The sequence below is a fragment of the Streptomyces sp. NBC_01426 genome (assembly GCF_036231985.1).
In the GTDB taxonomy this organism is placed as follows: domain Bacteria; phylum Actinomycetota; class Actinomycetes; order Streptomycetales; family Streptomycetaceae; genus Streptomyces.
Genome location: NZ_CP109500.1, coordinates 1,256,352 through 1,280,227 on the forward strand (window position 1 = coordinate 1,256,352; position 23,876 = coordinate 1,280,227).

20 protein-coding genes are annotated in these 23,876 nt (G+C 72.3%); 10 read left to right on the forward strand and 10 right to left on the reverse strand.

Translation table 11 applies throughout. The features are described from left to right. Positions 1-178 precede the first annotated feature (178 nt). Complete coding sequence (locus OG906_RS05625) at positions 179-1,507, forward strand: glycoside hydrolase family 18 protein (RefSeq protein WP_329440583.1); 1,329 nt, start codon at positions 179-181, stop codon at positions 1,505-1,507. A 167-nt stretch (positions 1,508-1,674) separates the two neighbouring features. Beyond that, positions 1,675-2,559, forward strand: a complete 885-nt coding sequence (locus OG906_RS05630; RefSeq protein WP_329440585.1) for an aldo/keto reductase — start codon at positions 1,675-1,677, stop codon at positions 2,557-2,559. 58 nt (positions 2,560-2,617) lie between these two features. Here OG906_RS05630 and OG906_RS05635 read toward each other — a convergent pair whose 3' ends face one another. Beyond that, complete coding sequence (locus OG906_RS05635; protein WP_329440587.1) at positions 2,618-3,640, reverse strand: PfkB family carbohydrate kinase; 1,023 nt, start codon at positions 3,638-3,640, stop codon at positions 2,618-2,620. After that, positions 3,610-4,224, reverse strand: a complete 615-nt coding sequence (locus tag OG906_RS05640; RefSeq protein ID WP_329440588.1) for a bifunctional 4-hydroxy-2-oxoglutarate aldolase/2-dehydro-3-deoxy-phosphogluconate aldolase — start codon at positions 4,222-4,224, stop codon at positions 3,610-3,612. Before OG906_RS05640 ends, OG906_RS05635 begins: the two co-directional genes overlap by 31 nt. Before the next feature lie 182 nt (positions 4,225-4,406). Here OG906_RS05640 and OG906_RS05645 point away from each other — a divergent pair, with 182 nt between their 5' ends. Further along, on the forward strand, positions 4,407-5,126 hold the full coding sequence (locus OG906_RS05645; RefSeq protein WP_329440590.1) for an IclR family transcriptional regulator: 720 nt from the start codon (positions 4,407-4,409) through the stop codon (positions 5,124-5,126). A gap of 310 nt (positions 5,127-5,436) precedes the next feature. After that, the gene (locus OG906_RS05650) at positions 5,437-7,245 is read left to right on the forward strand and encodes a sigma-70 family RNA polymerase sigma factor (RefSeq protein ID WP_329440592.1); all 1,809 of its coding nucleotides are present in this window, start codon (positions 5,437-5,439) and stop codon (positions 7,243-7,245) included. A 150-nt stretch (positions 7,246-7,395) separates the two neighbouring features. On the opposite strand, the gene OG906_RS05655 is transcribed toward OG906_RS05650, so the two are convergent. Beyond that, positions 7,396-8,787 (reverse strand): glutamate decarboxylase, encoded by a 1,392-nt coding sequence (locus OG906_RS05655; protein ID WP_329440593.1) that lies wholly within the window; start codon positions 8,785-8,787, stop codon positions 7,396-7,398. A gap of 314 nt (positions 8,788-9,101) precedes the next feature. Between OG906_RS05655 and melC1 the strand changes: the two genes are divergently transcribed. Then, positions 9,102-9,485 carry an apotyrosinase chaperone MelC1 gene (melC1, locus tag OG906_RS05660; RefSeq protein WP_329440595.1) on the forward strand — a complete coding sequence of 128 codons (384 nt, stop codon included), beginning with the start codon at positions 9,102-9,104 and terminating at the stop codon, positions 9,483-9,485. Continuing rightward, positions 9,485-10,330, forward strand: coding sequence for a tyrosinase MelC2 (gene melC2, locus OG906_RS05665; protein WP_329440597.1), 846 nt, complete (start codon positions 9,485-9,487; stop codon positions 10,328-10,330). Before melC1 ends, melC2 begins: the two co-directional genes overlap by 1 nt. Here melC2 and OG906_RS05670 read toward each other — a convergent pair. Further along, positions 10,288-10,989 carry a response regulator gene (locus tag OG906_RS05670; protein WP_329440598.1) on the reverse strand — a complete coding sequence of 234 codons (702 nt, stop codon included), beginning with the start codon at positions 10,987-10,989 and terminating at the stop codon, positions 10,288-10,290. The two genes, melC2 and OG906_RS05670, sit on opposite strands and share 43 nt — an antisense overlap. Beyond that, on the reverse strand, positions 10,986-12,590 hold the full coding sequence (locus tag OG906_RS05675; RefSeq protein WP_329440600.1) for a sensor histidine kinase: 1,605 nt from the start codon (positions 12,588-12,590) through the stop codon (positions 10,986-10,988). Before OG906_RS05675 ends, OG906_RS05670 begins: the two co-directional genes overlap by 4 nt. A gap of 104 nt (positions 12,591-12,694) precedes the next feature. Between OG906_RS05675 and OG906_RS05680 the strand changes: the two genes are divergently transcribed. Together OG906_RS05680 and OG906_RS05685 are read left to right on the forward strand one after the other, a co-directional pair. Then, positions 12,695-14,062, forward strand: coding sequence for a cation:dicarboxylate symporter family transporter (locus tag OG906_RS05680; RefSeq protein WP_267803048.1), 1,368 nt, complete (start codon positions 12,695-12,697; stop codon positions 14,060-14,062). A 527-nt stretch (positions 14,063-14,589) separates the two neighbouring features. Beyond that, the gene (locus tag OG906_RS05685) at positions 14,590-16,356 is read left to right on the forward strand and encodes a S8 family serine peptidase (protein WP_329440602.1); all 1,767 of its coding nucleotides are present in this window, start codon (positions 14,590-14,592) and stop codon (positions 16,354-16,356) included. Between the two features lie 74 nt (positions 16,357-16,430). Here the strand turns inward: OG906_RS05685 and OG906_RS05690 are convergent, their stop codons facing one another. Together OG906_RS05690 and OG906_RS05695 are read right to left on the reverse strand one after the other, a co-directional pair. Further along, a complete protein-coding gene (locus tag OG906_RS05690) occupies positions 16,431-17,135 on the reverse strand; it encodes a (2Fe-2S)-binding protein (protein WP_329440604.1) in 705 nt (234 codons plus the stop codon). A gap of 42 nt (positions 17,136-17,177) precedes the next feature. Further along, complete coding sequence (locus OG906_RS05695) at positions 17,178-17,585, reverse strand: VOC family protein (protein WP_329440607.1); 408 nt, start codon at positions 17,583-17,585, stop codon at positions 17,178-17,180. Between the two features lie 652 nt (positions 17,586-18,237). On the opposite strand from OG906_RS05695, the gene OG906_RS05700 reads away from it, so the two are divergent. Then, on the forward strand, positions 18,238-18,924 hold the full coding sequence (locus tag OG906_RS05700) for a GNAT family N-acetyltransferase (protein WP_267829111.1): 687 nt from the start codon (positions 18,238-18,240) through the stop codon (positions 18,922-18,924). Between the two features lie 94 nt (positions 18,925-19,018). Here OG906_RS05700 and OG906_RS05705 read toward each other — a convergent pair whose 3' ends face one another. Genes OG906_RS05705 through OG906_RS05715 form a run of 3 tightly spaced genes read right to left on the reverse strand, consistent with a single transcriptional unit; the run spans position 19,019 to position 22,216 of the window. Continuing rightward, on the reverse strand, positions 19,019-20,047 hold the full coding sequence (locus OG906_RS05705) for a TolB family protein (protein WP_329440612.1): 1,029 nt from the start codon (positions 20,045-20,047) through the stop codon (positions 19,019-19,021). Positions 20,048-20,069: 22 nt separating this feature from the next. Then, positions 20,070-21,332, reverse strand: coding sequence for an MFS transporter (locus OG906_RS05710; protein WP_329440614.1), 1,263 nt, complete (start codon positions 21,330-21,332; stop codon positions 20,070-20,072). Positions 21,333-21,334: 2 nt separating this feature from the next. After that, on the reverse strand, positions 21,335-22,216 hold the full coding sequence (locus tag OG906_RS05715; protein WP_329440615.1) for an alkaline phosphatase family protein: 882 nt from the start codon (positions 22,214-22,216) through the stop codon (positions 21,335-21,337). Between the two features lie 268 nt (positions 22,217-22,484). Between OG906_RS05715 and OG906_RS05720 the strand changes: the two genes are divergently transcribed. Beyond that, positions 22,485-23,873, forward strand: coding sequence for an alpha/beta hydrolase (locus OG906_RS05720; protein ID WP_329440617.1), 1,389 nt, complete (start codon positions 22,485-22,487; stop codon positions 23,871-23,873). The last annotated feature ends 3 nt before the right edge of the window (positions 23,874-23,876 follow it).

A 23,876-nucleotide genomic window follows, 5' to 3' on the forward strand; every position in this document is an offset into this window, starting at 1 on the left:
TAGCGACGGCGCGCGAAGGTGCCCAGTGCCGTGAAGGATGTTTTTCGGACGGGCCGGTGGCGGCGCGGAACCCGAGGTGGACGCCCCCTTGACCGAGATGGTCCAGACCAATAGTTTCCGAGGTGCACAGCACAGCACAGCGCACGCGAATCCGCTCCCGCATCCGCAAAGGAAGCCCATGCGCTTCAGCACGCTCGGCAGGCTGACCGTCGCCGCCTGCTCCCTCTCCCTGCTGGCCGCCTTCGCGCCGTCCGCCGCCGCGCAGGCCGATGGCGGCGGCCACGACCGCTCGTACCGGAAGGTCGGGTACTTCACCCAATGGGGCGTCTACGGGCGGGACTTCCAGGTCCAGGACCTTGAGGCCAGCGGCACGGCCGGCAAGCTCACCCACATCAACTACGCCTTCGGCAACATCAGTCCCGAGGGCAAGTGCTTCACGGGCAACGTCCCCGGCGAGGCCGACGCGTGGGCCGACTACGCGCGCCCGCTCGACGCAGCGAACTCCGTCGACGGGGTGGCCGACGACGACCGTCAGCCCCTGGCCGGCAACTTCAATCAGCTGCGCGAGTTGAAGGCCCGGCACCCGGGACTCAAGGTGCTGATCTCCCTGGGCGGTTGGAGCTGGTCGACGAACTTCTCGGACGCCGCGCTCACCCCCGCCTCGCGCAAGGCCCTCGTCCGGTCCTGCATCGACCTCTACATCAAGGGGAACCTGCCGCAGGACGGCGTCCGAGGCGGTCAGGGCGCGGCCGCCGGGGTCTTCGACGGGATCGACCTCGACTGGGAATGGCCCGGCTCGGCCGGCGACACGGACACGAAGTACCGGCCGGAGGACAAGCGCAACTTCACCGAGCTGATCAAGGAGTTCCGTACGCAGCTCGACGCGTACGGCCGGGGGCAGAAGCAGAAGCGGACGTACGAGCTGACCGCCTTCGTCCCGACCGCGCCCGCCAAGATCGACGCGGGCTTCGATGTCCCCCGGATCATGCGCGACCTCGACTTCGTCACCCTCCAGGGCTACGACTTCCACGTGTCGGGTGAGAAGAACACCGCCCAGCAGTCCGCGCTGTACGCGCGGAACGACTTCAGCGTGGACGGCACCGTGGACGCCTGGCTGCGCCGCGGCGCGCCGGCGCGGAAGCTGGTGATGGGCATGCCCTTCTACGGGCAGGGCTGGACCGGCGTCAGCGGCGGCGGCGACGGCTTGGGGCAGCCCGCGACGGGCCCCGCGCCGGCCGCCTGGGCGGCGGGCTACGCGGACTACAAGGAACTGCGCCGGCTGGCCGACTCGGGGACGTTCACGCTCCACCGCGACCGACGCGGCGGCCACGCCTGGCTGTTCGACGGCACCACCCTGTGGACGTACGACGACCCGCAGGTGCTGCGCACCAAGACGCGGTACGTACGGGACAACGGCCTGGGCGGCGCGATGTTCTGGTCGCTGGACGCCGACACCGCCGACGGCGAGCTGATCACGGCCGTCGACCGGGGTCTGCGCGGCCGCTGATCCCGGCCCTGACAGGGCCCTCCTGACCGGCGCCGCCGGGCCGCGAAACGACCCGGCCCGGCGGCGCCTCCATGCGCGAGGCTGCTGGGTAGGGCCGGGGCCTGGGTCCGCCGGGTGCAGCGCACCGCAGGTGGGAGCCCTGCGGGTGGGGTGTGCGAGAGTGCCGCATGACCTCTGAAACGATCGATGCGGCTGCGGCCGGAACCTGGTGGCTGGGCGATCTGACCGTCAACCGGATCGGCTTCGGCGCGATGCGCCTCACCCACCTCGCCGACGGTTCCCCGAGCGACCGCGACCGGGTCACGGGCGTGCTGCGCAAGGCCGTGGAGCTCGGGGTGAACCACATCGACACCGCGGCCTTCTACTTCTCCCCGCTGCGTTCGGCGAACGAGCTCATCAACCGGGCGCTCGCCCCGTACGGCGACGAGTTGGTCATCACCACCAAGGTGGGCCCCGGCCGCGACGCCGACGGGAACTGGTGGTGGGCGGAGCCCGACCAGTTGCGCGGCCAGGTCGAGGAGAACCTGCGCCAGTTGGGCCGCGACCACCTCGACGTGGTCAATCTGCGCGTGCCCCGGCGCGAGAGCACCGGTTCGATCGCCGAGCACTTCGGGGCCCTCGCCGAACTCCGCACGGCCGGGCTGATCCGCCACCTCGGGATCTCCAACGCGCGCCCCGACCACCTCGCGCAGGCGCGGGCCATCGCGCCCGTGGTCTGCGTGCAGAACCCGTACGGGATCGGTTCCCCGGCCGAGGACCACGCCTTCCTGGACGCGTGCGGCGAGCAGGGCGTGGCCTTCGTGCCGTTCTTCGCGATCGCCGGCGCGGGCCGGGAGGCGGGGGTCGTGGAGACCGACGGGCCGCGGGTGCTCGCGCTCGCCGCGGAGCACGGGGTCTCCACGGCCCAGCTCCGCCTGGCGTGGACGCTGAGCCGGGGCGCCCACGTGCTGGCGATCCCGGGTACCGGGAACCCGGATCACCTGGTCGAGAACGTCGCCGTCGGGTCGCTGCGCCTGTCGCCGGCGGAGATCGCCCTGCTCGAAGCACCGTAAGGAGCCCCCGGGACCGGCCGTACGGGACCGGCCGTACGGGGCGATCGCCGGTCGGCGGTCAGTCGGAGCGGGCCCTCCCCCGGTGGGCCGCGGCCAGGGCCGCCGTCTCGGCGAAGGTGGGGACGCGTCCGGTGCCGCCTCGGCCGGACACGGACAGGGAGGCCGCGGCCAGCCCGTACGACACGGCGTCCGCGAGGGTGTCGCCCAGCGCGAGCCGGGCGGTGACGGTACCGGTGAAGCAGTCGCCCGCGCCCGTCGCGTCGACGGGCGCGGCGTTGACGGGCACCGGATGGAACACGGGCCCCGACCCGTCGTCCAGCAGCAGCCGGTCGGCGCCCCCGGTGACGGCGACGGCGCGGGCGCCGAGTGCCCGGTAGCGGGCCGCCGCGAGGAGCGGTTCATCGGTGTCCACCAGCGCGAGCGCGTCGGCCGGGCAGGAGGTCTTGAGCAGCCCGGTCAGCGGGGCGATCAGGGCCAGCAGGGAGCGGGCCTCGCCCCGACCGGTCAGGCGGGGGCGGTGGTTGGGGTCGTAGGAGAGGTGCCCGCCCGCCTCGTGCACGATCCGGGCGGCGGCCACCACCGCCTCACGGCTGCTCGGTGACAGGGCGCCGGTGATGCCGCTGGTGATCAGGGTCGGGGAGCCGGTCAGCAGCCCCCGCCAGGAGGCGATGTGCCGGGGCGAGAGGGTGGAGCCGGCGCTGCCGGTGCGCCAGTAGACGAACTCCCGGTCGCCCTCGGTGTCCGCGGAGAGCAGGTAGGCGCCGTTGGGGCGCCGGGCGCGGCGCACGTGGGAGACGTCCACGCCGAGGGCGGTGGCGCGGGCCAGCAGCGGCACGCTCAGCTCGTCCTCGCCGACCACGGCCAGCAGGGCGGTCCGGGCTCCGGCTGCCGCCGCCGCCGCGGCGGCGTTCAGCGCGTCGCCCGAGTAGGAGAGGCGGGCGGGGGTTCCGTCGGCGGCCTCGCGCAGGGCTGCGTCGGCGTGGATCTCGACGAGGACCTCGCCGAGGACGAGGACGTCGTAGTCCGTCGGGTGCGGCCGTCCGGGCACGGTCAGCGCTCCGGGGTGCAGCGTGGGCAGCACGGCAGGGCCAGTTCGGCGAAGACGGCGGCCAGTTCGCCGGGGTCGGCCGGGAGCCCCTCGCCGATCCCGACGGCGCCCGCCCCCGCGGCGAGCCATTCGCGGACCTCGCCCGGTCGGATGCCCCCGGTCGGAATGATCAGCGCCTCGGGGAGGACGGCCTTGAGGGAGCGGATGAACCGGGGTCCGCCCACGTGGGCGGGGAAGACCTTCGCGGCGCCCGCGGTCCGGGCGGCCTCGGCGATCTCGCCGGGGGTGAATCCGCCTTCGATGAAGGCCGCCCCGCGCCGGCGGGCGAACGCGCGCACCTCGGGCGCCGGGTAGGGGGAGATCAGGAACCCGGCGCCGGCGTCGAGGGCCTGTTCGGCCTGGGCGGCGGTGGTGACGGTGCCGACGCCGATCAGCGCGGAGCGGCCGGTGGCGTCGGTGAGCGGCGCGGTCCGGGCCACGGCGTCGGCCCAACCGGGGGTGGAGGTGGTCAGTTCCACGGCGCGGCAGCCCGCGGCGAGGAGGGCGGTGGTCCGGCGGACGGCCTCGTCGGCGTCGGCGTCGCGCAACACCGGCAGCAGGCGCTGCGCCGCTATCACCGCGTAGGGATGACAGGACAACAAGGAACCCCCAGTTGTTCCACGTAGTGGAACGACGTATCGTGTACCGGCACTTACTGTTTCGGACCTTACACACGCCGGGAGACCCCGTGTCAACGGATGCAGCATCTGGAGCCGATGGCGTCACGCGCGGCGGGCGGGCGTCGGCGGCGGGTTCCGCGTTGGAGAAGTCGCTCCGGATCCTGGAGGCGGTGGCCGCCCCGGGCGGCCCGCACCGGCTGGCAGATCTGACGGCCGCGGCGGCCGTTCCCAAGTCGAGCACCTTCCGGATCCTGGCCTCGCTGATCGAGCAGGGCTTCGTACGCGCCGAGGAGGGGAGCCGCTACGGCGTGGGGCCCCGGTTGCGGGGGCTGACGGCGCTGGTCAGTGGCGGGGAGCCGGCGAGCGTCGAGGAGATCCTGCGCGAGCTGCGGCGGGCCACGGGTCAGACGGTCCATCTCGCCCTGCACAGCGGGGAGACGATCACCTACATCCGGAAGCTGGAGAGCGACCAGCCCTTCCGGACGGCGTCCCGGGTGGGCATGCGGATGCCGTTGCACACCACGGCGATCGGCAAGAGCATTCTGGCCGGCCTGACGACCGGGGAGGTACGGGAACTGATCGCCGCCACCGGCCTGCCGGGCCGCACTCCGGGGACGCTGACCACCGCGCGGGCACTGATGGCGGAGCTGGACGTCGTCCGCGCCCGGGGCTTCGCGGTGGACGACGAGGAGAACGAGCCGACCATCCGCTGCATCGGCGCGGCGATCGAGGGCCCGGACGGTCGCCCGGTCGGCGGGGTCTCGGTCACCACCGTCACTTTCCTCGTCTCCCGTGAGGAGATCGAGGCGTACGCGCCCGCCCTGCGCGCGGCCACGGCGGCGCTGTCCCCGCTGCTCTGAGCAACTCCCGCAGCGGCGGTGTTCCAGGCCCGCCGGCACGCGGTCCGGTCGTCGAAGCGGCGCCGGCGAGTCCCGCGCCTCCGGGGCAACGGCGGTGTGGGGCGCGGCGCCCGGTGATGCGATGCTTGCCGCCCCGGGGCGGATCGCCCGGGCCGACGATGCGGCCGAACGCCACCCCGCCCGGGTGGCCGATGACACGGTCGCGGGGTGGCGGCGGATTCGTCTTCCGGATAAGTGTTATCGGGGCCCCTCTCGACGGTCTCCCAGGTATTGGGCATCATCGACCGCCGGTACGGACAGGGAACATCACATGAGTACAGAGCACACGGCAGCGCTGGTGGCAGCGGCCCGCGCGGGCGATCCCCGCGCGCAGGACGAGCTCGTCAGCACCTACTTGCCGCTCGTCTACAACATCGTCGGCCGGGCCCTGAACGGGTCCTGTGACGTGGACGACGTGGTGCAGGACACCATGCTGCGGGCACTGGACGGACTGGGCGGTCTGCGCACGGACGACAGCTTCCGGTCCTGGCTGGTCGCGATCGCGATGAACCGGATACGCGCCCACTGGGCGGCCCGGCAGAGCGGTCCGGGCGAGAGCGGCCTGGACGCTGCCTGGGACGTCGCGGACCCCGGCGCCGACTTCGTCGACCTGACCGTCGTACGGCTCAACCTGGAGGGGCAGCGCCGGGAGACGGCCCGGGCGACCCGTTGGCTGGAGCCCGACGACCGGGCGTTGCTGTCGCTGTGGTGGTTGGAGTGCGCCGGTGAGCTGACGCGCGGCGAGATGGCGGCCGCCCTGGAGCTCTCCCCCCAGCACACGGCGGTCCGGGTCCAGCGGATGAAGGCCCAGTTGGAATCGGCGCGCGTGGTCGAGCGGGCACTGGACGCCCAACCTCCGTGCGAGGGGCTGCGGACGCTCGCGGCGGGCTGGGACGGGCTCCCCTCGACGCTGTGGCGCAAGCGAATAGCCCGGCACGCGCGGGAGTGCGTGCGCTGTTCGGGGCTGTGGAGCGGCCTGGTCCCGGCGGAGGGCCTGTTGGCCGGGCTGGCACTGGTGCCGGTCGGTGCGGCGCTGCTGGCCGGCGTCCGGTCGGCCGCGGCCGGCGCGGGTGGCATGACCCCGGTGGGCGCGGCCTACGCCGGCTCCGGCCCCGCGTACGACGCGAGCGCCCCGTACGGCTCGGGTACCCCGTACGACGCGGGCGCCCCGTACGGCTCGGGGGGCTCGCCCGATGCGGGGGCCTCGTTCGCCGACGCGGCGACGCAGCTGTCCCCGGTGGTGTCCGGCCCGGGCCGGGCGGCCCGCCGCAAGGCGGTCGAACAGGGCGAGGGCGCCGACGGACACGCCGACGCCGCAGCCGGTCGCGGCGCCCTGCGCAGGCGGCGCCAGAACCGCCGCCGGGCCATCGGCGGCGCGGTCATCGCCGCGTGCGTCGCGGGCGGCGGCCTGGTGTACCTCGGCTCGCTCCCCGGCTCCGGTGAACCCGAGGCCGCCGGCAGCGCCCCCGCGTCCCCGCTGGCGGCCCTCTCCGCGCCCGACGCGAGCACGGCCCGCCCCTCGGCCTCTGCGTCGCCGTCGCCCTCTCCGTCCGCCTCCGCCTCCGCCTCGCCCTCCGCGTCGGTCTCCGCCTCGCCGTCGCCGAGCCAGACCCCGAAGCCGAAGCCGACCCCGAAGCGGACCAAGAGCGACCCGCCGGCCCCGCGCCCCTCCGCGCCCGCGCCGGCGCCCGCCCCGCCGCAGGGCGTGGCCGGCCAGGTGGTGGCACTGGTCAACTCCGAGCGTTCGAAGGCCGGTTGCGGGCCGCTCAAGGAGGACTCGCAACTGCGGGCGGCCGCCCAGGGGCACTCGGACGACATGGCCCAACGTGACTTCTTCGCGCACACCAACCCCGACGGCGCGGACCCGGGCAAGCGGACCACCGCCGCCGGCTACGACTGGTCGACGTACGGGGAGAACATCGCGAGGGGGCAGCAGACGGCCCAGTCCGTGATGGATTCGTGGATGAAGAGCCCGGGTCACCGCGCCAACATCCTCAACTGCTCCTTCAAGGACATCGGCGTGGGGATCCACAACGGCTCCGGCGGTCCCTGGTGGACGCAGAACTTCGGAGCCCGCTGAGCGACACGCCGAGCGACACCGGACGCGGGGGCCGACGTACGTCGAGGACGACCGGGCGGCCCCCTCGGCGCCACCCCGCCGCACGGCCCGTCCGCCGCCGCACCGCCACGGGCGCGGCCGCCGCGCACGAGGTCGCGACGGCCGCCGCCGTCAGTGGTGGAACCCGGACCGGGGCTCGGTGGTGGGAACGGGCTGCGGGTGCTTGACCAGGTGCTCGACGGCCGCCTTCAGATCGGTGACCAAGAGGGCGATCTGATCGCGCGTCACCCCGTGCCGGATCAGCACGCGTTGGATCACGGTGTCGTCGCGGTCGGCCGGCAGCGGGTACGAGGGCACCTGCCAGCCGCGCATCCGCAGCCGGTCGGAGAGGTCGTAGAGGGTGAAGCCCGCACCGTCCGGGTCTGCGAGGGTGTAGGAGACGGCGGGCAGCGCGCCGCGCCCGTCGTAGAGCAGGGTGAAGGGGCCCATCCCGGCGATCTCGCCGGCCAGGTACTGGGCGGTGTCGGCGCAGGCCTGTTGGACGCGCCGGTAGCCGCCCTTGCCCAGGCGCAGGAACAGGTAGTACTGGGCGATGATCTCGCCGCCCGGGCGGGAGAAGTTGAGGGCGAAGGTCGGCATGTCGCCGCCGAGGTAGTCCACGTCGAAGACGAGGTCGGCGGGCAACAGGTCGGCGGTGCGCCAGACGATCCAGCCGACGCCGAGGGGCGCGAGCCCGTACTTGTGTCCCGAGGTGTTGACCGAGGCCACGCGCGGCAGCCGGAAGTCCCACACCACGTCGGGGTGGAGGAAGGGCGCGACGAAGCCGCCGCTGGCGGCGTCCACGTGGATGGGCACGTCCCAGCCGCGGGTCTGCTGGATCCGATCGAGTTCGGCGGCGATCTCGGCGACGGGTTCGTAGTCACAGGTGTAGGTGACGCCGAGGATGGCGACGACACCGATGGTGTTCTCGTCGACGTGATCGGCGAGCTGATGCGGCCGCAGGCCGGTGGCGCCCGGCTCCAGGGGGACCTGGCGGAGTTCGACGTCGAAGTAGCGGGCGAACTTGTCCCAGCAGATCTGCACCGGCCCGCACACCAGGTTGGGTCGGTCGGTGGGCAATCCGGCGGCCTCGCGGGCCGCGCGCCAACGCCATTTGAGGGCGAGTCCGCCGAGCATGGCGGCCTCGCTGGAGCCGGTGGTGGAGCAGCCGGTGCCGGTGGTCCCCTCCGGGGCGTTCCACAGGTCGGCGAGGATGTTGACGCAGCGGGCCTCGATCTCGGCCGTCTGCGGGTACTCGTCCTTGTCGATCATGTTCTTGTCGAGGCACAGGTTCATCAGGCGGTGGACGCCGTCGTCGGACCAGGTGGTGCAGAAGGTGGCCAGGTTCTGGGCCGCGTTGCCGTCGAGGAGCAGCTCGTTGCTGATCAGCTCGTAGACCACCTCGGTGGATGAGTGGTCCTCGGGCATCCGGTACTTGGGGAGAACCTGCCCGCTCAGGACGGACGCGAACACGTCCGTGTCGGAGTCGGTGGCGGATGCGTCCTTCGTCTCATGCAGGGCCATGTCGGGACTATAGGACGATATCGGGCTTTTAGTTCCCAAGGCGACCCCGAGGCGACCCCGCGGCAACCCCAAGCGGCGTCGAGAGCGGCGTTTCGCCACACCTTCCGGCCGACTCTCCGGTGTGATCCCGCTCATGAGAACCGCGAGACGCCGAAAGAATTACTGGCGAGTAGACTTACTGACGCAGATCTTCCTGTTCGGACCATCGAACTCGGCTCGAACGGGAAGAACGCCCCATTCGTTCGATGTGAAACTTATCCTTCGATGTCCGGATAGCGGTCAACTGGCCCCGCTCGCCTGATAGTTCTTCGGGCATGAACAAGATCACCCGCAGGCAGGCCTTGGGTACCACTGCCGGCGCACTCTCCGTCATCGGCCTCGCGGGCGCCACCGCGTACGCGGCCGGCACCGACTCCCGCGCCGCGATACCCGCCGGCACGGTCGACGAGGTCTACAAGGGACGCCGCATACAGATCACCGCCGCCGCCACCGGCGGCGGTCACCACGGCGGCCACCACTCGCCCGGCCTTCCCACCGTCCGCATAGACGGCAGCGAACTCCACGTGATGCAGAACGCCGACGGCAGCTGGATCAGCGTGGTCAACCACTACGAGACCTTCGCCACCCCGATCTCGCTCGCCCGCGCCGCCGTGCGCGAGCTCCAGGGCGCGACCCTCGTCCCGATGGGCGGCATGTGATGACCGTGCGCAAGAACCAGGCCTCGCTCACGTCCGAGGAGAAGCGCGCCTTCACCAACGCGCTGCTCGAACTGAAGCGCACCGGTCGCTACGACCGCTTCGTGACCACGCACAACGGCTTCATCATGAGCGACACCGACTCCGGTGACCGGGTCGGTCACCGGTCCCCGTCCTTCCTCCCCTGGCACCGCCGGTTTCTCCTGGAGTTCGAAGCGGCGCTCCAGGTCGTGGACAAGAGCGTTTCCCTTCCCTATTGGGACTGGACGACGGACCGCACCACCCGCTCCTCCCTCTGGGCCGCCGACTTCCTCGGCGGTACGGGTCGGGCCCGGGACGGGCAGGTCCTCGACGGGCCGTTCGCCTACGCGACGGGCAAGTGGAACATAGACGTCCGGGTGGACGGCCGGTCCTACCTGCGGCGCGCCCTCGGCACCGGTGTGGCCGAACTGCCCACCAAGGCCGAGGTGGAAGCCGTACTGGCCATGCCGGTGTACGACATGGCCCCCTGGAACAGCGCCTCGAACGGCTTCCGCAACAACCTGGAGGGCTGGCGCGGCGCCAACCTCCACAACCGGGTGCACGTCTGGGTCGGCGGTCAGATGGCCACCGGCGTCTCCCCGAACGACCCGGTGTTCTGGATGCACCACGCGTACATCGACAAGCTGTGGGCCGACTGGCAGGCCAGGCACCCGCAGTCCACGTACCTGCCGGCTGCCGGCACCACCAACGTCGTGGACCTCAACGACACGATGCGGCCGTGGAACGACGTGACCCCGGCCGACATGCTGGACCACCGGAAGTTCTACACCTTCGACACCGAGCCGGTCTCCGCGAGCCAGCGGTAACGCAGTTCGGGGCGGCCCACCTGGCCGTACCGGGGGGTCCGGTCCGCGCGACCGGTGTCCACCAGGTGCTCCAGGTAGCGGCGGGCGGTGATCCGGGAGATCCCGGCCGCCTCGGCCGCCCCGGCGGCGGTCAGCCCGTCGTCGGCCGTACGCAGCAGCGCCGCGACCCTGTCCAGGGTCGGGGCGCTGAGGCCTTTGGGGAGTTCCGCCGGGCGGGGTGCGCGCAGGGCGGCCATCGCCCGATCGACGTCGTCCTGACCGGCCGCCTCCCCCGCCGTCGCACGGAACTCGGCGTAGCGCAGCAGGCGTTCGCGCAGGGTCGGGAACGCAAAGGGTTTCAGCACGTACTGCACGACCCCGAGCGAGACGCTCTCGCGGACCACGGCCAGGTCCCGCGCCGAGGTCACCACGATCACGTCCACGGGGTGCCCCGCCGCCCGCAGTCCGCGCGCGAAGCGCAGCCCGTGGCCGTCGGGCAGGGTCAGGTCGAGGAGCAGCAGGTCGATCCGGGTCCGTTCCAGTACGCGGGTGGCCTCGGCCAGTGAGTGGACGGCGGCGACGGCGGTGAAGCCGGGCACCCGGTCGACGTAGAGCGTGTGCGCGTCGGCGGCCACCGGGTCGTCCTCGACCACCAGGACCCGCACCGCGGGGGCGCTCATGCCCGCACCTCGCGGCGCACGGGGAGTCGTACGGTGAACTCGGCGCCCCCGTCCGCGCCGCGGGCGGCGTCCGCGCTGCCGCCGTTGCGGTGGGCCACCTGACGGACCAGCGCGAGGCCGAGCCCGCGCCCCTCCCCCTTGCCGGACCAGCCGCGCCGGAAGACGTCGGCGCCGGCGCCCTCGGGCAGCCCGGGGCCGTTGTCGGCGACCCGGATCAGGATCTGTTCGCCGTCGGGCCGGACCGTGACGGCGACCCGCCCGCCCCGGGTGCCCGTGAGCGCCTCGACGGCGTTGTCGACGAGGTTGCCGAGCACCGTGACGAGGTCCCGCGCCGGCGGCGACCCGGGGCCCGTGTCGACGGCGCTGCTGTCCGGGGTGACGATCAGCTCGACCCCGCGCTCGTGTGCCTGCGCGGCCTTGCCGAGCAGCAGGGCCACCAGCACGGGTTCGCCGACGGCGGTGACCACCTCGTCGGTGAGGGCCTGGGCCAGCTCCAGTTCGGCGGTGGCGAACTCCACCGCCTCGTCCGCGCGGCCGAGTTCGATGAGGGAGACCACGGTGTGCAGCCGGTTGGCCGCCTCGTGGGCCTGCGAGCGCAGCGCTTCGGTGAATCTCCGCTCATTGTCCAACTCCCCCGCGAGCGACTGGAGTTCGGTGTGGTCGCGCAAGGTGACCACGGTACCCCGGCGGCCACCGCCCGCCACGGGGGAACTGTTGACCACCAGGACCCGGTCCGCGGTCAGGTGCACCTCGTCCACCCGGGGCCGGTCCGCGAGCAGGGCTCCGGTGAGGGGCGCGGGCAGGGCGAGGTCGGCGACCCCGGTGCCCCTGACCTCGCCGGACAGGCCGAGCAGTTCGCGGCCCGCGTCGTTGATCAGGGTGATCCGGCGCCGCCCGTCGAGCATCAGCAGGCCCTCCCGCACCCCGTGGAGGGCCGCCTGGTGGTAGTCGTACACACGGCTCAGCTCGGCGGCGTTCATGCCGTGGGTGTGCCGGCGCAGTCGGGCGTTGACGACGTACGTCCCCACGCCGCCGAGGGCGAGGGCGCCGGCCGCGACCCACACGAGGGCCGAGAGCTGCCCGGCCAGCCGGTCGCTGATCGCACGGACGGTGATGCCCGCGCTGACCATGCCCACGACCCGCCCGTCGTCCAGCAGCGGGGTGACCACGCGGATCGAGGGACCGAGGGTGCCGGTGTAGGTCTCGCCGAAGGTTTCGCCCCGCAGCGCCGGGGCGGTGTTCCCGAGGAAGGGTTCGCCGATGCGGCGCGGGTCGCGGTGGGTCCAGCGCACCCCCTCCGGGGACATGATCGTCACGAAGTCCACGCCCGAGTCGACCCGCACCCGTTCCGCGTAGGGCTGGAGCGCCGCCGACGGGTCGGTCCCGCGTCCGGCGCCCCGTACCGCCTCGACCACCGAGGGCGAGTCGGCGACCGCGCGGGCGACGGCCCCGGCCTGGAGGCGGGCGGCCTCCTCGGCCTGGCCGCGGGCGGTCGCGTAGGCGAAGACCGCGCAGCCGGCGAGGACGACGGCGACCAGCAACACCTGCATGGCGAAGAGCTGGCCGGCGAGGCTGCGCGGCGGTCGGGGGAAGCGGAACATGGCGCTCAGTCTGCACCCGGCCGTGAACTCAATGAACGCAAGGGTGACCGGGGTCACAGGCTGGGCGATGGTCTCCCGGAACGCAATCACCACCAGGAGGCATCGTGGCCGCCAGGCGCGACAAGACCCACTATCTCTACATCGCGGTGATCGCCGCGGTGCTGCTCGGCATCGCCGTGGGCTTCGCCGCCCCCGGCGTGGCCGTCGAGCTGAAGCCGCTGGGCACCGGCTTCGTCAACCTCATCAAGATGATGATCTCGCCCGTGATCTTCTGCACGATCGTGCTGGGCATCGGCTCGGTGCGCAAGGCCGCGAAGGTGGGCGCGGTCGGCGGTCTGGCCCTCGGCTACTTCATGGTCATGTCCACGGTGGCGTTGGCCATCGGCCTGCTGGTGGGGAACCTGCTGGAGCCGGGCAGCGGACTGCACCTGACCGAGGCGGCGCGCAGCGCCGGCGAGGCACAGGCCAAGGCGGGCGGGGCGGAGAGCACACAGGAGTTCCTGCTGGGGATCATCCCGACCACGATGGTGTCCGCCTTCACCGGGGGCGAGGTGCTCCAGACGCTGCTGGTGGCACTGCTCTGCGGTTTCGCCCTCCAGGCCATGGGGCGCTCGGGCGAGCCGGTGCTGCGCGGGATCGGTCACATCCAGAAGCTGGTCTTCCGGGTACTGGCGATGATCATGTGGGCGGCGCCGGTGGGTGCCTTCGGGGCGATCGCGGCGGTGGTCGGGGCCACCGGCATCGACGCGTTGAAGTCCCTGGCCGTGATCATGATCGGTTTCTACACGACCTGTCTGCTGTTCGTGTTCGTGGTGCTGGGCACGCTGCTGCGGGTGTGCACGGGCATCAACGTGTTCTCCCTGCTGCGCTATCTCGGTCGGGAGTTCCTGCTGATCCTGTCGACGTCCTCCTCCGAGTCGGCGCTGCCGAGGTTGATCGCGAAGATGGAGCACGTCGGGGTCTCTCGACCGGTGGTCGGCATCACGGTGCCGACGGGCTACTCCTTCAACCTGGACGGGACCGCGATCTACCTGACGATGTCCTCGCTGTTCGTCGCGGAGGCGATGGGCAAGCCGCTCGCGCTGGGCGAGCAGATCTCGCTGCTGCTGTTCATGATCATCGCCTCGAAGGGCGCGGCCGGGGTGACCGGCGCGGGTCTGGCCACCCTGGCCGGCGGCCTCCAGTCCCACCGGCCGGAGCTGGTGGACGGAGTCGGCCTGATCGTGGGCATCGACCGGTTCATGAGCGAGGCGCGGGCGCTGACCAACTTCGCCGGCAACGCCGTCGCGACGGTGCTGATCGGGACGTGGACCAAGGAGTTCGACCGCGAGCGCGCGACCGAAGTCCTCGCGGGCCGCCTCCCCTTCGACGAGACCACGCTGGTCGACGACGCGCACGCGACGGATCCCGCCGGGGAACCGACCGCCGTACCCGTCCAGTCGGGCAGCGACAAGGACGGCGTCCCGGTCTGACCGGAACGCCCGTGAGGGGGTGGGCCCGGCGCGACGCCGGCCCTCCCCCGGGGCCGGCCGGGCGGGGCTCGCCCCCACGGTGCCCGACCCGGCCGGCCCGCACCTCGCCCCTGCACACCAGCGGGTCCCCTCGCACGAGGGGACCCGCTGGTGTGCAGGGGCGAACCCGTCGCCCCGCTGACCGGATCCGCCCCCGGCCTCCGGCCCGCCGGCGCACCGCCGCAGGGGCCGCCGCCCGGCGGGTCGACGGCCCGGCCCGCGCGCCGGACAGGGCGAGATCCGGCCGCTCGCGGCGGAGTTCGCGGTTCGCTCCCGCATCGGGCGACGAAAACCGGTACGGTACGGCGATTTTCAGCCACAAGATCATCAACTTGCCTGCGGTAAAAGGTACTTCCCTACCGGGCCAGGCGTCTGACATCTTGCGTCCACCACTCGTTTCGTACGACCCGATAGGTGCCACCCGCACCACCGGGTCATCGGAGGACGCATTGATACCCCACATATCCAGCCGACCTCGACGTGCCTTGGTGCTGGCGGCCGCCCTCGGCGCCGCTCTCACCTTCGGGGCCCCCGCCGCGCTCGCCGGCACCGCCCCCGTCTCTCCGTCCGCCCCGGCTGCCAAGGCCGTGGCCCCGGCGGCGGCGCCGACTTCCCAGAGTGCGACCTGGGTTGCCGGCACCCGCGCCTACCTCGTGATCACCACTCCCGGTGACACCTCGGCGGTCCGGTCGGCCGTCGCCTCCAACGGCGGCACGGTCTTCCAGTCCTACGACGCCATCGGTGTGATCGTCGCCCACTCCGCGTCCGGCACCTTCGCCTCGACGATGCGCGGCGTGAGCGGGGTCCAGCAGGTCGGCGCCACCCGCACCTCCGACGTGCCGGCCGACGCCTACAACCCGGCGCTGCCCGCCAACCCCGCGCAGTCCACGACCCCGGCGGGCGAACCGGTCCGCGCGGACATGGCGCAGATCAAGGCCGACCAGGCCTGGGCCGTCACCACCGGCTCCGCCTCGGTCAAGGTCGGCATCCTGGACACCGGTGTGGACGACCAGCACCAGGACCTGGCGCCGAACTTCAACGCGGCGGACTCCGCCTCCTGCGCCTACGGCAAGCCGGACACCCGTACCGGGGCCTGGCGTGACGTCGGCACCCACGGCACGCACGTGGCGGGCACCGTCGCGGCGGCCAAGAACGGCAAGGGTGTCGTCGGTGTGGCCCCGGGCGTGAAGATCTCCTCGGTGCGCATCGCCGAGCCCGGCTCCTCGCTGTTCTTCGCCGAGAACACCGTCTGCGGGTTCATGTGGGCCGGTGACCACGGCTTCAAGGTCACCAACAACAGCTACTACACGGACCCCTGGCAGTTCAACTGCCCGGACAACGCCGACCAGGCCGCGATCATCGAGGGCGTCAAGCGCGCCCAGGAGTACGCGGAGGGCAAGGGTTCGCTCCAGGTCGCGGCCGCGGGCAACTCCAACATCGACCTGGCCAACAAGAAGACCGACACCGAGAGTCCGAACGACTCGACGCCGGTCACCCGCACCATCACCAACGCCTGCCTGGACATCCCGACCGAACTCCCCGGCGTGGTCACGGTGTCGGCGATGGGCACCACCGCGAAGGCCTCGTACTCCAACTACGGCCTGAACGTCATCGACGTGACGGCCCCGGGCGGCGACGCCACCGGCATCTACAGCACCCAGCCGGGCGGCAAGTACGGCACCATGAGCGGCACCTCGATGGCCTCCCCGCACGTCGCGGGTGTGGCCGCGCTCCTCGCGAGCGCCAACCCGGGCATCACCCCGGCGCAGATCCGCGACAAGCTGGCCACCCAGGCCAACGACGTCGCCTGCCCCTCGGACAGCCGCTGCACCGGCACCACCACCAAGAACGGCTTCTTCGGCGAGGGTCAGGTCGACGCGCTGAAGGCGGTCGGCGGCTCCACTCCGCCGGCCGGCAAGTACTTCGAGAACCAGGCCGACTTCGCGATCGCCGACAACGCGACCGTCGAGAGCCCGATCACCGTCAGCGGGGTCACGGGCAACGCCCCGGCCACCCTCAAGGTGGGCGTGGACGTCAAGCACACCTACACCGGTGACCTCAAGGTCGACCTGATCGCCCCGGACGGCACGGTCTACACCGTGCACAACCGGGCCGGCGGCAGCGCCGACAACATCGCGCAGACCTACACCGTCAACGCCTCCTCCGAGGTCGCGAACGGCACCTGGAAGCTGCGCGTGAACGACAACGCCGGGGGCGACACCGGCAAGATCGACGCCTGGAACCTGACCTTCTAGTCGGAAATCCGGGTGACCGGCGCCGGTCACACAGGACGGCGCGATGTCGCCGGGGCCATCGGGGAGCGGTACGCCTACTCCCCGATGGCCCCGTTCCGTTTCGGGCCGCGCGAGCGCAGCACGCAGTCCCCGCAGAGGCCGCCGCCCGGCACCTTGTAGTAGAGGCAGCAACTGCGGCGCAGGAAGGCCGCCCCGAGCCCTTCCTCGTACACGAAGGTGCCCGTCCCGCCGAGCGCCCCGTCCTCGGACAGCAGCGCGTCGACCAGGGCCACGGCCGGGCCGCCGGGCACCCGGTCGAGCAGCACCCGCAGCGCCCCGACCAGCCCGGAGGCGGTGTTGCCGCGCAACACCCTGGCGGACACCCCGAACCGGGCGCGCAGCGGCGCGTCCAGTGCCGCCAGGTTCCCGAGCACGGTGTCGCCGAGCGCCTCGGCGGGCAGGGCGCCCTCCCCGGGTCCGGGCAGCCACAGTTCCAGCGAGCCGGCTCCGGGCAGCCGCCACCAGACCCGGTCGGGCGCCAGGTCCGGCACCCGCCCGGCCAGAGCGGCGCAGCCGAGCCCGAGCGACCAGAGTCGCGAGGCGATCCCGAACTGCGCGGTGGAGGCCGCCACCCGGCCGGGCCCGCTGCGGATGCGTCGTCCCACCTCGTTCACGTACGGGTCGAGGTGCTCCGTGTACAACGCGTCGAGCGGGCGGAAACCGGGGCCGGGCGGCTCCTTCCCGTACGGCACGGTGAAGAAGGGCCCGACGGAGGCCAGCCGCCGCAGTACGTCGTCCATGCCCCGATGATCTCAGGCGGCCGCGCAGTCGCGCGAAGGGCCTCAGGCGGGCTCCGAACCCTCCGTGATCTCCACGTAGTGCGGGTTGTACATGACGCCGAGCACATTGCCGAAGGGATCGATCACCGAGGCGGTCGCGAAGCCGGCATCGCCCCACTCCGTGATCGGTTGGTACTCCTTGGCCCCCAGCTCCAGGAGCCTGCGGCGGGTCGCCGGCAGATCGTCCACGTGCCAGTACGCGACGACCCCGGAGGGGGTCCCGATGACGGCGCCGGGCGGGGCGTACCGGGCATCGATGATCCCCAGTTCGTCCTGCCGGTCGCCGATCCGGAACTCCACGTATCCGGGGCGCTCGAAGTACGGCTCGATCCCCAGCAGCTCGGTGTACCAGCGCTTCGCGGCGTCCAGGTCGTGCGCCCAGAAACTGAGCGTGGCGAGACCTCGCAGCATGGGATCCTCCCGATCTCCGACAGCGGTTCCCCCTGACGTTACGACGGCCCGCGCGGGCCCGCTCCCCTGCGACCGGACGCGCGCGCCCGGTCGACCACTCACCGCGCCGAGGGGCGCGCCGGACCGGGGCGCGGGGGCGTCCCCGGGGGCTCGTCGGGACGTGATCGGGCCCGCGTGCGACCCGGGTGGAGCAACGGGGCGCCCTCGCGATCCGCCCGCCCGCGCACACTCCGCCGGCGACCGCCTGTTCGATGCCCTGAGGTGTCGGGGCGCGCGGCGTGATCGTCCGCGGAGCGAGCCTTCGCAGCCGCCGCCGCAGGCGCGCGGATCACCCGGCGTCTTCGCAGGTCAGGGGCCCTGCCACGGCCTCGGGTCGGGGCCGGTTCGGCCGGCCGGGCGGTCCGTGTCGAGCGGTGGAACGGTTGTCCGTGGATCAGGGTTGCGGGCTCCGCGCCCCGGGGACGGAACTGATCGAAAAACGTGGCCGCGACGTTGCCATTCAGGGGGTTCATGAGAGGACTTCGAGGGGCTACATTGAGCCACTCGCGTTCACCTGACAGCCCGTTGCCTTTCACTCGCGTTTTGCGCGGGGGGTGACGTCAGGAGCGCAGACTGTGCAACCACCCCACCGCCCAGAAGGACCGAAGGCTCCGTGCCCGTACCCGTACTCCTCGCCGGCCGCAGCGTGCGGCTTGAGCCCCTCGCCCCCCACCACACCGAGGCCTTGGCCATGGCCGGGGCCGAGGATCGTACGACTTACGCCTTCACTCCCGTACCGCACGGGTTGCAGGCGTCCCACGAGTACATCGACCGTGCCCTCGCCGATCAGGCGGCGGGTCGATCGCTCCCGTTCGCCGTGGTCAGAGCCACGGACGGGCGGGTCGTCGGTTCGACCCGGTTCCTGGAACTCGACTACTGGCAGGGGCCGCTCGTGTGGCCCGCGGTGCCCGGGGTCCCGTTCGGCGACCCGGCGACCGCGATCCCCGATGCCGCCGAGATCGGCAACACCTGGCTGTCGCCGGGCGCCCAGGGCACCGGCATCAACACCGAGGCGAAGCTGCTCATGCTCCGCCACGCCTTCGAGACCTGGGGCGTGCGCCGCGTCTCCCTGCGCGCGGACGCCCGCAACGGCCGCTCGCGGGCCGCGATGGAGCGCCTCGGATTCACCTCGGAGGGGGTCCGACGGGCCCACTCACGGGGGCTGGACGGCGCGGTGCGCAGTACGGCCTTCTACTCGATCCTCGACGAGGAGTGGCCGACCGTGCGGTCGATCATCGAGCTCAGGGTCTCGGGCGCGGCGCCCCGCAAACGGCGCCGCAAGACGCTGATCCCGGCGTAGCGCTCCCGGGGTCGGCGCGCCGGCCCCGTGCCACCGCCACCGCCACCGCCACCGACCCCTCGTTCCCGGGCCCTCGTTCCGTTCCCCTCGGCCGTCAGCCGAGGAAGGCCGGGGCGAGGGCCGAGGCCATGAGACGGGCCGGGGCCCCGGTGCCGTCGGCCGGCACGGTGTACAGGTCGGCTCCGAAGTCCCCGGGAAGGGAGTAGACGACGGTCCGGCCGTCGCGCCACACCACCTGGTCGTCCACGCTGCGGTCCTCGGCGAGCGGGGTCTCCCACATGGACGCGAGATCCAGGGCGTACAGCCTCCAGGGCGCGTCGGCCGCCAGGCCGGGCACCCGCTTCTTGAACACGAGCCGGGTCCCGTCGGGCGACAGGGACGGACACTCCACGTTCTCCCGGAGCGTGGTCACGGTCCGCTCGACCACGTCCCCGCGGACCAGGTGGGTCCGTCCGCCCGTCGCGAGCGTCGCGTAGAAGGTCCGCTCGTCGGCGGCGAAGGTGACGCCCCAGAAATTGACGTCGGCGTTCCGGTAGGCCTTCCCGTCCTTGCGGATGGCGAAGTCCTCCAGCGAGGCGTCGAACCGGCCGGTGCGCAGGTCGAGGAGCGAGGTCCGGGTGGAGAAGTTCGTGCCCGCGTACGAGTCACCGCCGACGAAGACCGTCCAGGCGGCGAGCCGGCCGCCGGGCGAGACCCGGGCCCGGGTGGGGATGCCCGCCAGCGGGCGGGCGGACACCTCGTGGAGACGGGCGTCGAGCACGACGGCCCGGTAGGTGTCCTGAACCCCGCCCTTGACGGCCTGGAGGCAGATTCCGGTGCCCGCGGCGGAGTGGAAGCGCAGGCAGCTCACGCCGGACGCGGTGCGGGGGCCGTCGGGTGCGGTGGCCGCGGCGGTGGCCAGCTCGTCGCGGTGCGGACCCCAGGCCATGTTCCGGAAGACGATCCGCGCCCCGGCGTCGCCCCGGTCGAGCGAGACCTCGCCTCGGCTGACCGGGGGCCCGCCCGCCCGGGTCCGGTTCTTCTCCTCGGCGCGCGTGGAGGCCCGTACGACGGCGAGCGCCCCCACGACGGCGAGGAGCACGACGGCGGAGACGAGGATCAGGATCCGGCGCTGGAGGGTCATGGGGGCCTTTCGGGGTGGGGGATCAGTGGTGCGAGGGCCGCAGTCGGACGCACCCGGCGACGACCGCGGCCAGCAGGGCGGCCGCGACGAGGAGCGCCGGGCGGGCGCCCCAGGCGGTCCAGGCCGCGCCGAAGCCGAGCGAGGCGGCGAACCGGGCGAGGGCCTGTCCGGTCTGGACGAGGGCGAGCCCGCCGCCGCGGTGTTCCTCGGGGACCGCGTCGGCGGCGGCCGCCATCAGCACCCCGTCGGTCGCGGCGTAGAAGCCGCCGTGCAGCAGGAGCACCGCGTAGGGCAGGGCGGGGTGTCCGCCGCCGGTCAACAGGAGCCCGTACACGGCGAGGAGCGCGAGGTGCCCGCCGAGGAAGACGCGCCCGCGGCCGATGCGGTCGGCGAGCCGGCCGAGCGGCAGCGCCAGCAGGAAGAAGGCGGCCGCGGTGCCGAGCGGCAGCAGCGCGAACCAGCGGTCCGCGAGTCCGGTGGCCCGCTGGAGCAGCAGGAACACGAAGGCGTCGCTGACCGTGCACAGCCCCAGGAGCAGGGCGCAGAGGCCGATGCGGCGCAGGTCGCGGCGGCGCATCAGTGCGAGGGCGGCGCGCAGCGAGACGGGTTCGGCGGCCGGGGCGGGGGTGGTGCGCCGGCCGGGTACGAAGAGCACCAGGACCAGGACGCCGAGCGCGGCCACGCAGGCGCTGACGGTGAACACGGCGTCGTAGCCCTCGGCGGCGCCGCGCAGGATGAGGAAGGCGAGGATCGGCCCGATCAACGCGCCGGCGGTGTCCATGGCCCGGTGGACGCCGAAGGCCCGGCCGCGTTCCCCGGGCGTCGCGGAGAGGGAGATCAGCGCGTCGCGCGGGGCGGTGCGCAGGCCCTTGCCGGTGCGGTCGAGCGCGAGCACGATCCCGATGGCGGGCAGGGTGTGCGCGAGCAGCAGCAGCGGTTTGCAGAGGGCGGAGAGTCCGTAGCCGAGCCCGGCGAGGAGCTTGTGACGGCCGAAGCGGTCTCCGAGGTGGCCCCCGGTGAGCCGGACCAGGGCGCTGACGCCGTTGTAGAGGCCGTCGAGCAGTCCGAAGCCGAGCGGGGAGAGGCCGAGTCCCGCGACGAGGTAGAGCGGCAGCACGGCCGTGACCATCTCGGAGGAGACGTCGGTGATCAGGCTGACCGTGCCGAGGGCGAGGACCGTGGGGGCGAGCGCGGCGCGCCGCCCCGGGCGGGTGCCCGGGGCGACGGTCGGCGACTCGGGGGGCACGGCGGGCGCGGGGGTTCCGCGACTGTCCGCGACGTACATGGTCAGGAGGCCCAGATCCCGGTGATGTCCTGGGCGCCGGCGGCGTTGCCGGCGTGGGTAGTCAGCCCGGCCAGGCCCTCCAGGGTGCGCAGCACGTCGTAGTGGTTGTAGGTGGTGGCGGAGGTGCTGCCCGGGGTGACGGGTTGGCCGTAGAGCACGGTCGGGATCTTGTTCCCGGCGAGCCTGTTGTCCTCGTCGAAGGTGACGACGAGGAGGCTGTTGTGGGTCTTGGCCCAGTCCGCGTAGGGCTTGAGGTTGTTCTTGAGCCAGGTGTCGCCGGTGCCGACGGAGCAGTCGTGCATGTCGTTGCAGAGGTTCGGGACGACGAAGGACACCTTGGGCAGGGTGGTGAAGTTCGTCGGGAACTGGGTCATGGTCTTGGCGGTGGAGGTCGGCACGTTGGAGAACGCGAACCAGGGGTTGTGCTTGCGGGCGTAGTTGCCGCTGCTGCACGTGGTGGAGCCCTGGGCGGGGAGGGTCTCGTTGTAGCTGGCCCAGCTCTTGCCGGCGGCGATCAGTTCGGAGGCGAGGTTGGGTGCGGAGCTGAAGCCGGGGGTGTAGCAACTGTCGCCGGTGACCCCCTGGTTCGAGCCCGAGAAGAGCTGGAGGTAGTTCGGCTGACTGGGGTGGGTGATGCCGTAGGACTGGGTGAGGTTGGCTCCACCGGTCTTCAGCGCGTTGATGTAGGGCGCGCTGGAGCTGCCGATGACCTGGTTGTAGGCGTGGTTCTCGAAGACCACGACGACGACGTGGTCGGGGGCGGGGAGGGCGGCCGCGTGGGCGGGCTGGGCGGCTGCGATGCCCGCCCATGCGGCGATGCCCGCGACGGTCACGCCGAAGGCGGAGGCCAGGGCGGTCGAGCGGCGGGGACGTGAAAGGGACATGCCAAACACGGGACATACCTCCGGGCATGCGGGGGGGGGGTGGCGGCGGCGCGGACGCACCATACCCAGCGGCATGTGCATGGGCCAGGGATGGCCGGCGAACAGAACGGGAACTCCACACACCTTCCTGGGGACGAGCAATGACCGTCCCTGCGGAATGTCAAGAGAAGTTAAAATGCGGAACCTCGGAGCACTTTCGTTCATCATTCGAACGGAAGCAGTCAAACCTCGCCCCGACGGGGCAGCAGCAGCCGGAGAGCCACCGCACATGTCGTACGCACCCGACGGGCCGCAGTACCAGCCGCCGTATCGGCCTGAAGGGCAGCCGCCGCAGCAGCCCCGGCCGCCTCACGGCCAGCAGCAGGGCGGCGGTCCCGGCCGGCAGCCGCAGTACGGGCAGCCGTACGGGCAGCCGCAGTACGACGCCCAGGGCCGACCCCAGGGCGGGCAGGGCGGCCAGTACGGCGGCCAGGGCGGTCCGTACGGGGACGGGGGCGGCGCCCCGTACAACGGTCAGTACGGCGCCCAACAGCCTCCCTACGGCGGGCCCGACGCGCAGTACGGACAGCAGTCGTACGACGAGCCCCCGTACGACGAGCCGCCCCGGCGCAAGTCCAAGGTCAAGCGCTGGCTGATCGCGGGCACCACCGTCCTCGCGCTCGGTGGCGTCGCGGCGCTCGTGATGAGCCACTTCGAGATACCGCCCTTCAGCGACAAGGGCAAGGACGTCTCCTTCGGCGGCGCTCCCGACGGCAAGAACGAGGAAGCCGCCAAGCCGCCGGCGACCTCGAAGATGTCGATGCCCACGGGCCCGAAGGCGCAGTTCAAGAACTCCATGACGCTGGCCGACGGCACGCACGTGGCCGTCACCACGCTGGACGGCAAGAAGTCCGGCTTCAAGGGCAAGGTGTGGGTCTGGGCTCCGAAGGAGTACAACGACCCCAAGTTCGCCAAGAGCGGCTTCCCCGTCATGATCGCCCTGCCCGGTGGCGCCGGCTACCCGACCAACTACTGGATGGGCACCGACCTCGGCCTCCAGAACAGCATCAGCAAGTGGTACAGCGAGGGGAAGAGCAAGCCGTTCATCCTCGCCATGCCCGTGCTGAACCCGGGTCCCGACGACAAGGGCATCTACTGGGACGGCTCGGACATCCCCGCCCAGCCCAAGATGGGCACCTGGCTCACCGATGACGTCCCGGACCTGATGCGGCAGAACTTCCGCACCGTCAAGTCGAGGGACGGCTGGGCCTACATGGGCTCCTCCACCGGCGGCTTCGCCAGCCTCAAGGCCGTGCTGAAGTACCCGGAGAAGTTCAAGGCCGCGATCTGCTCCGGCCCGGACATCGTGCCCGACTCCTCGCTGTGGAGGGGCCACGAGAAGGAGAAGGCGGAGAACAACCCGGAGCTGCTCGCCAAGCAGCTGATCGAGAAGAAGGGCCCGGACGTCTACCTCGCGTTCCAGGTCGGCGACAACGAGAACAACAAGAAGACCCTGCCGGACGTGAAGAAGTTCATCGCCACCTACGGCAAGGGGCCCGTCCACACCAGCCTGAGGGTCATCCCCAACGGTCAGCACAACGCCAAGACGTACGTCCCGAACATGGGCGAGGGACCGATCCAGTTCATCAGCAAGGTGATGGAGGGACCGGTCGAGTAACGA

Bases quoted from the DNA above. Each gene is read 5' to 3' on its own strand.
- OG906_RS05625 (WP_329440583.1), top strand. From the start codon at position 179: ATGCGCTTCAGCACGCTCGGCAGGCTGACCGTCGCCGCCTGCTCCCTC.
- OG906_RS05630 (WP_329440585.1), top strand. From the start codon at position 1,675: ATGACCTCTGAAACGATCGATGCGGCTGCGGCCGGAACCTGGTGGCTG.
- OG906_RS05650 (WP_329440592.1), top strand. From the start codon at position 5,437: ATGAGTACAGAGCACACGGCAGCGCTGGTGGCAGCGGCCCGCGCGGGC.
- OG906_RS05655 (WP_329440593.1), bottom strand. From the start codon at position 8,787: ATGGCCCTGCATGAGACGAAGGACGCATCCGCCACCGACTCCGACACG.
- melC1 (WP_329440595.1), top strand. From the start codon at position 9,102: ATGAACAAGATCACCCGCAGGCAGGCCTTGGGTACCACTGCCGGCGCA.
- melC2 (WP_329440597.1), top strand. From the start codon at position 9,485: ATGACCGTGCGCAAGAACCAGGCCTCGCTCACGTCCGAGGAGAAGCGC.
- OG906_RS05670 (WP_329440598.1), bottom strand. From the start codon at position 10,989: ATGAGCGCCCCCGCGGTGCGGGTCCTGGTGGTCGAGGACGACCCGGTG.
- OG906_RS05675 (WP_329440600.1), bottom strand. From the start codon at position 12,590: ATGTTCCGCTTCCCCCGACCGCCGCGCAGCCTCGCCGGCCAGCTCTTC.
- OG906_RS05690 (WP_329440604.1), bottom strand. From the start codon at position 17,135: ATGGACGACGTACTGCGGCGGCTGGCCTCCGTCGGGCCCTTCTTCACC.
- OG906_RS05695 (WP_329440607.1), bottom strand. From the start codon at position 17,585: ATGCTGCGAGGTCTCGCCACGCTCAGTTTCTGGGCGCACGACCTGGAC.
- OG906_RS05705 (WP_329440612.1), bottom strand. From the start codon at position 20,047: ATGACCCTCCAGCGCCGGATCCTGATCCTCGTCTCCGCCGTCGTGCTC.
- OG906_RS05710 (WP_329440614.1), bottom strand. From the start codon at position 21,332: ATGTACGTCGCGGACAGTCGCGGAACCCCCGCGCCCGCCGTGCCCCCC.
- OG906_RS05715 (WP_329440615.1), bottom strand. From the start codon at position 22,216: ATGTCCCTTTCACGTCCCCGCCGCTCGACCGCCCTGGCCTCCGCCTTC.
- OG906_RS05720 (WP_329440617.1), top strand. From the start codon at position 22,485: ATGTCGTACGCACCCGACGGGCCGCAGTACCAGCCGCCGTATCGGCCT.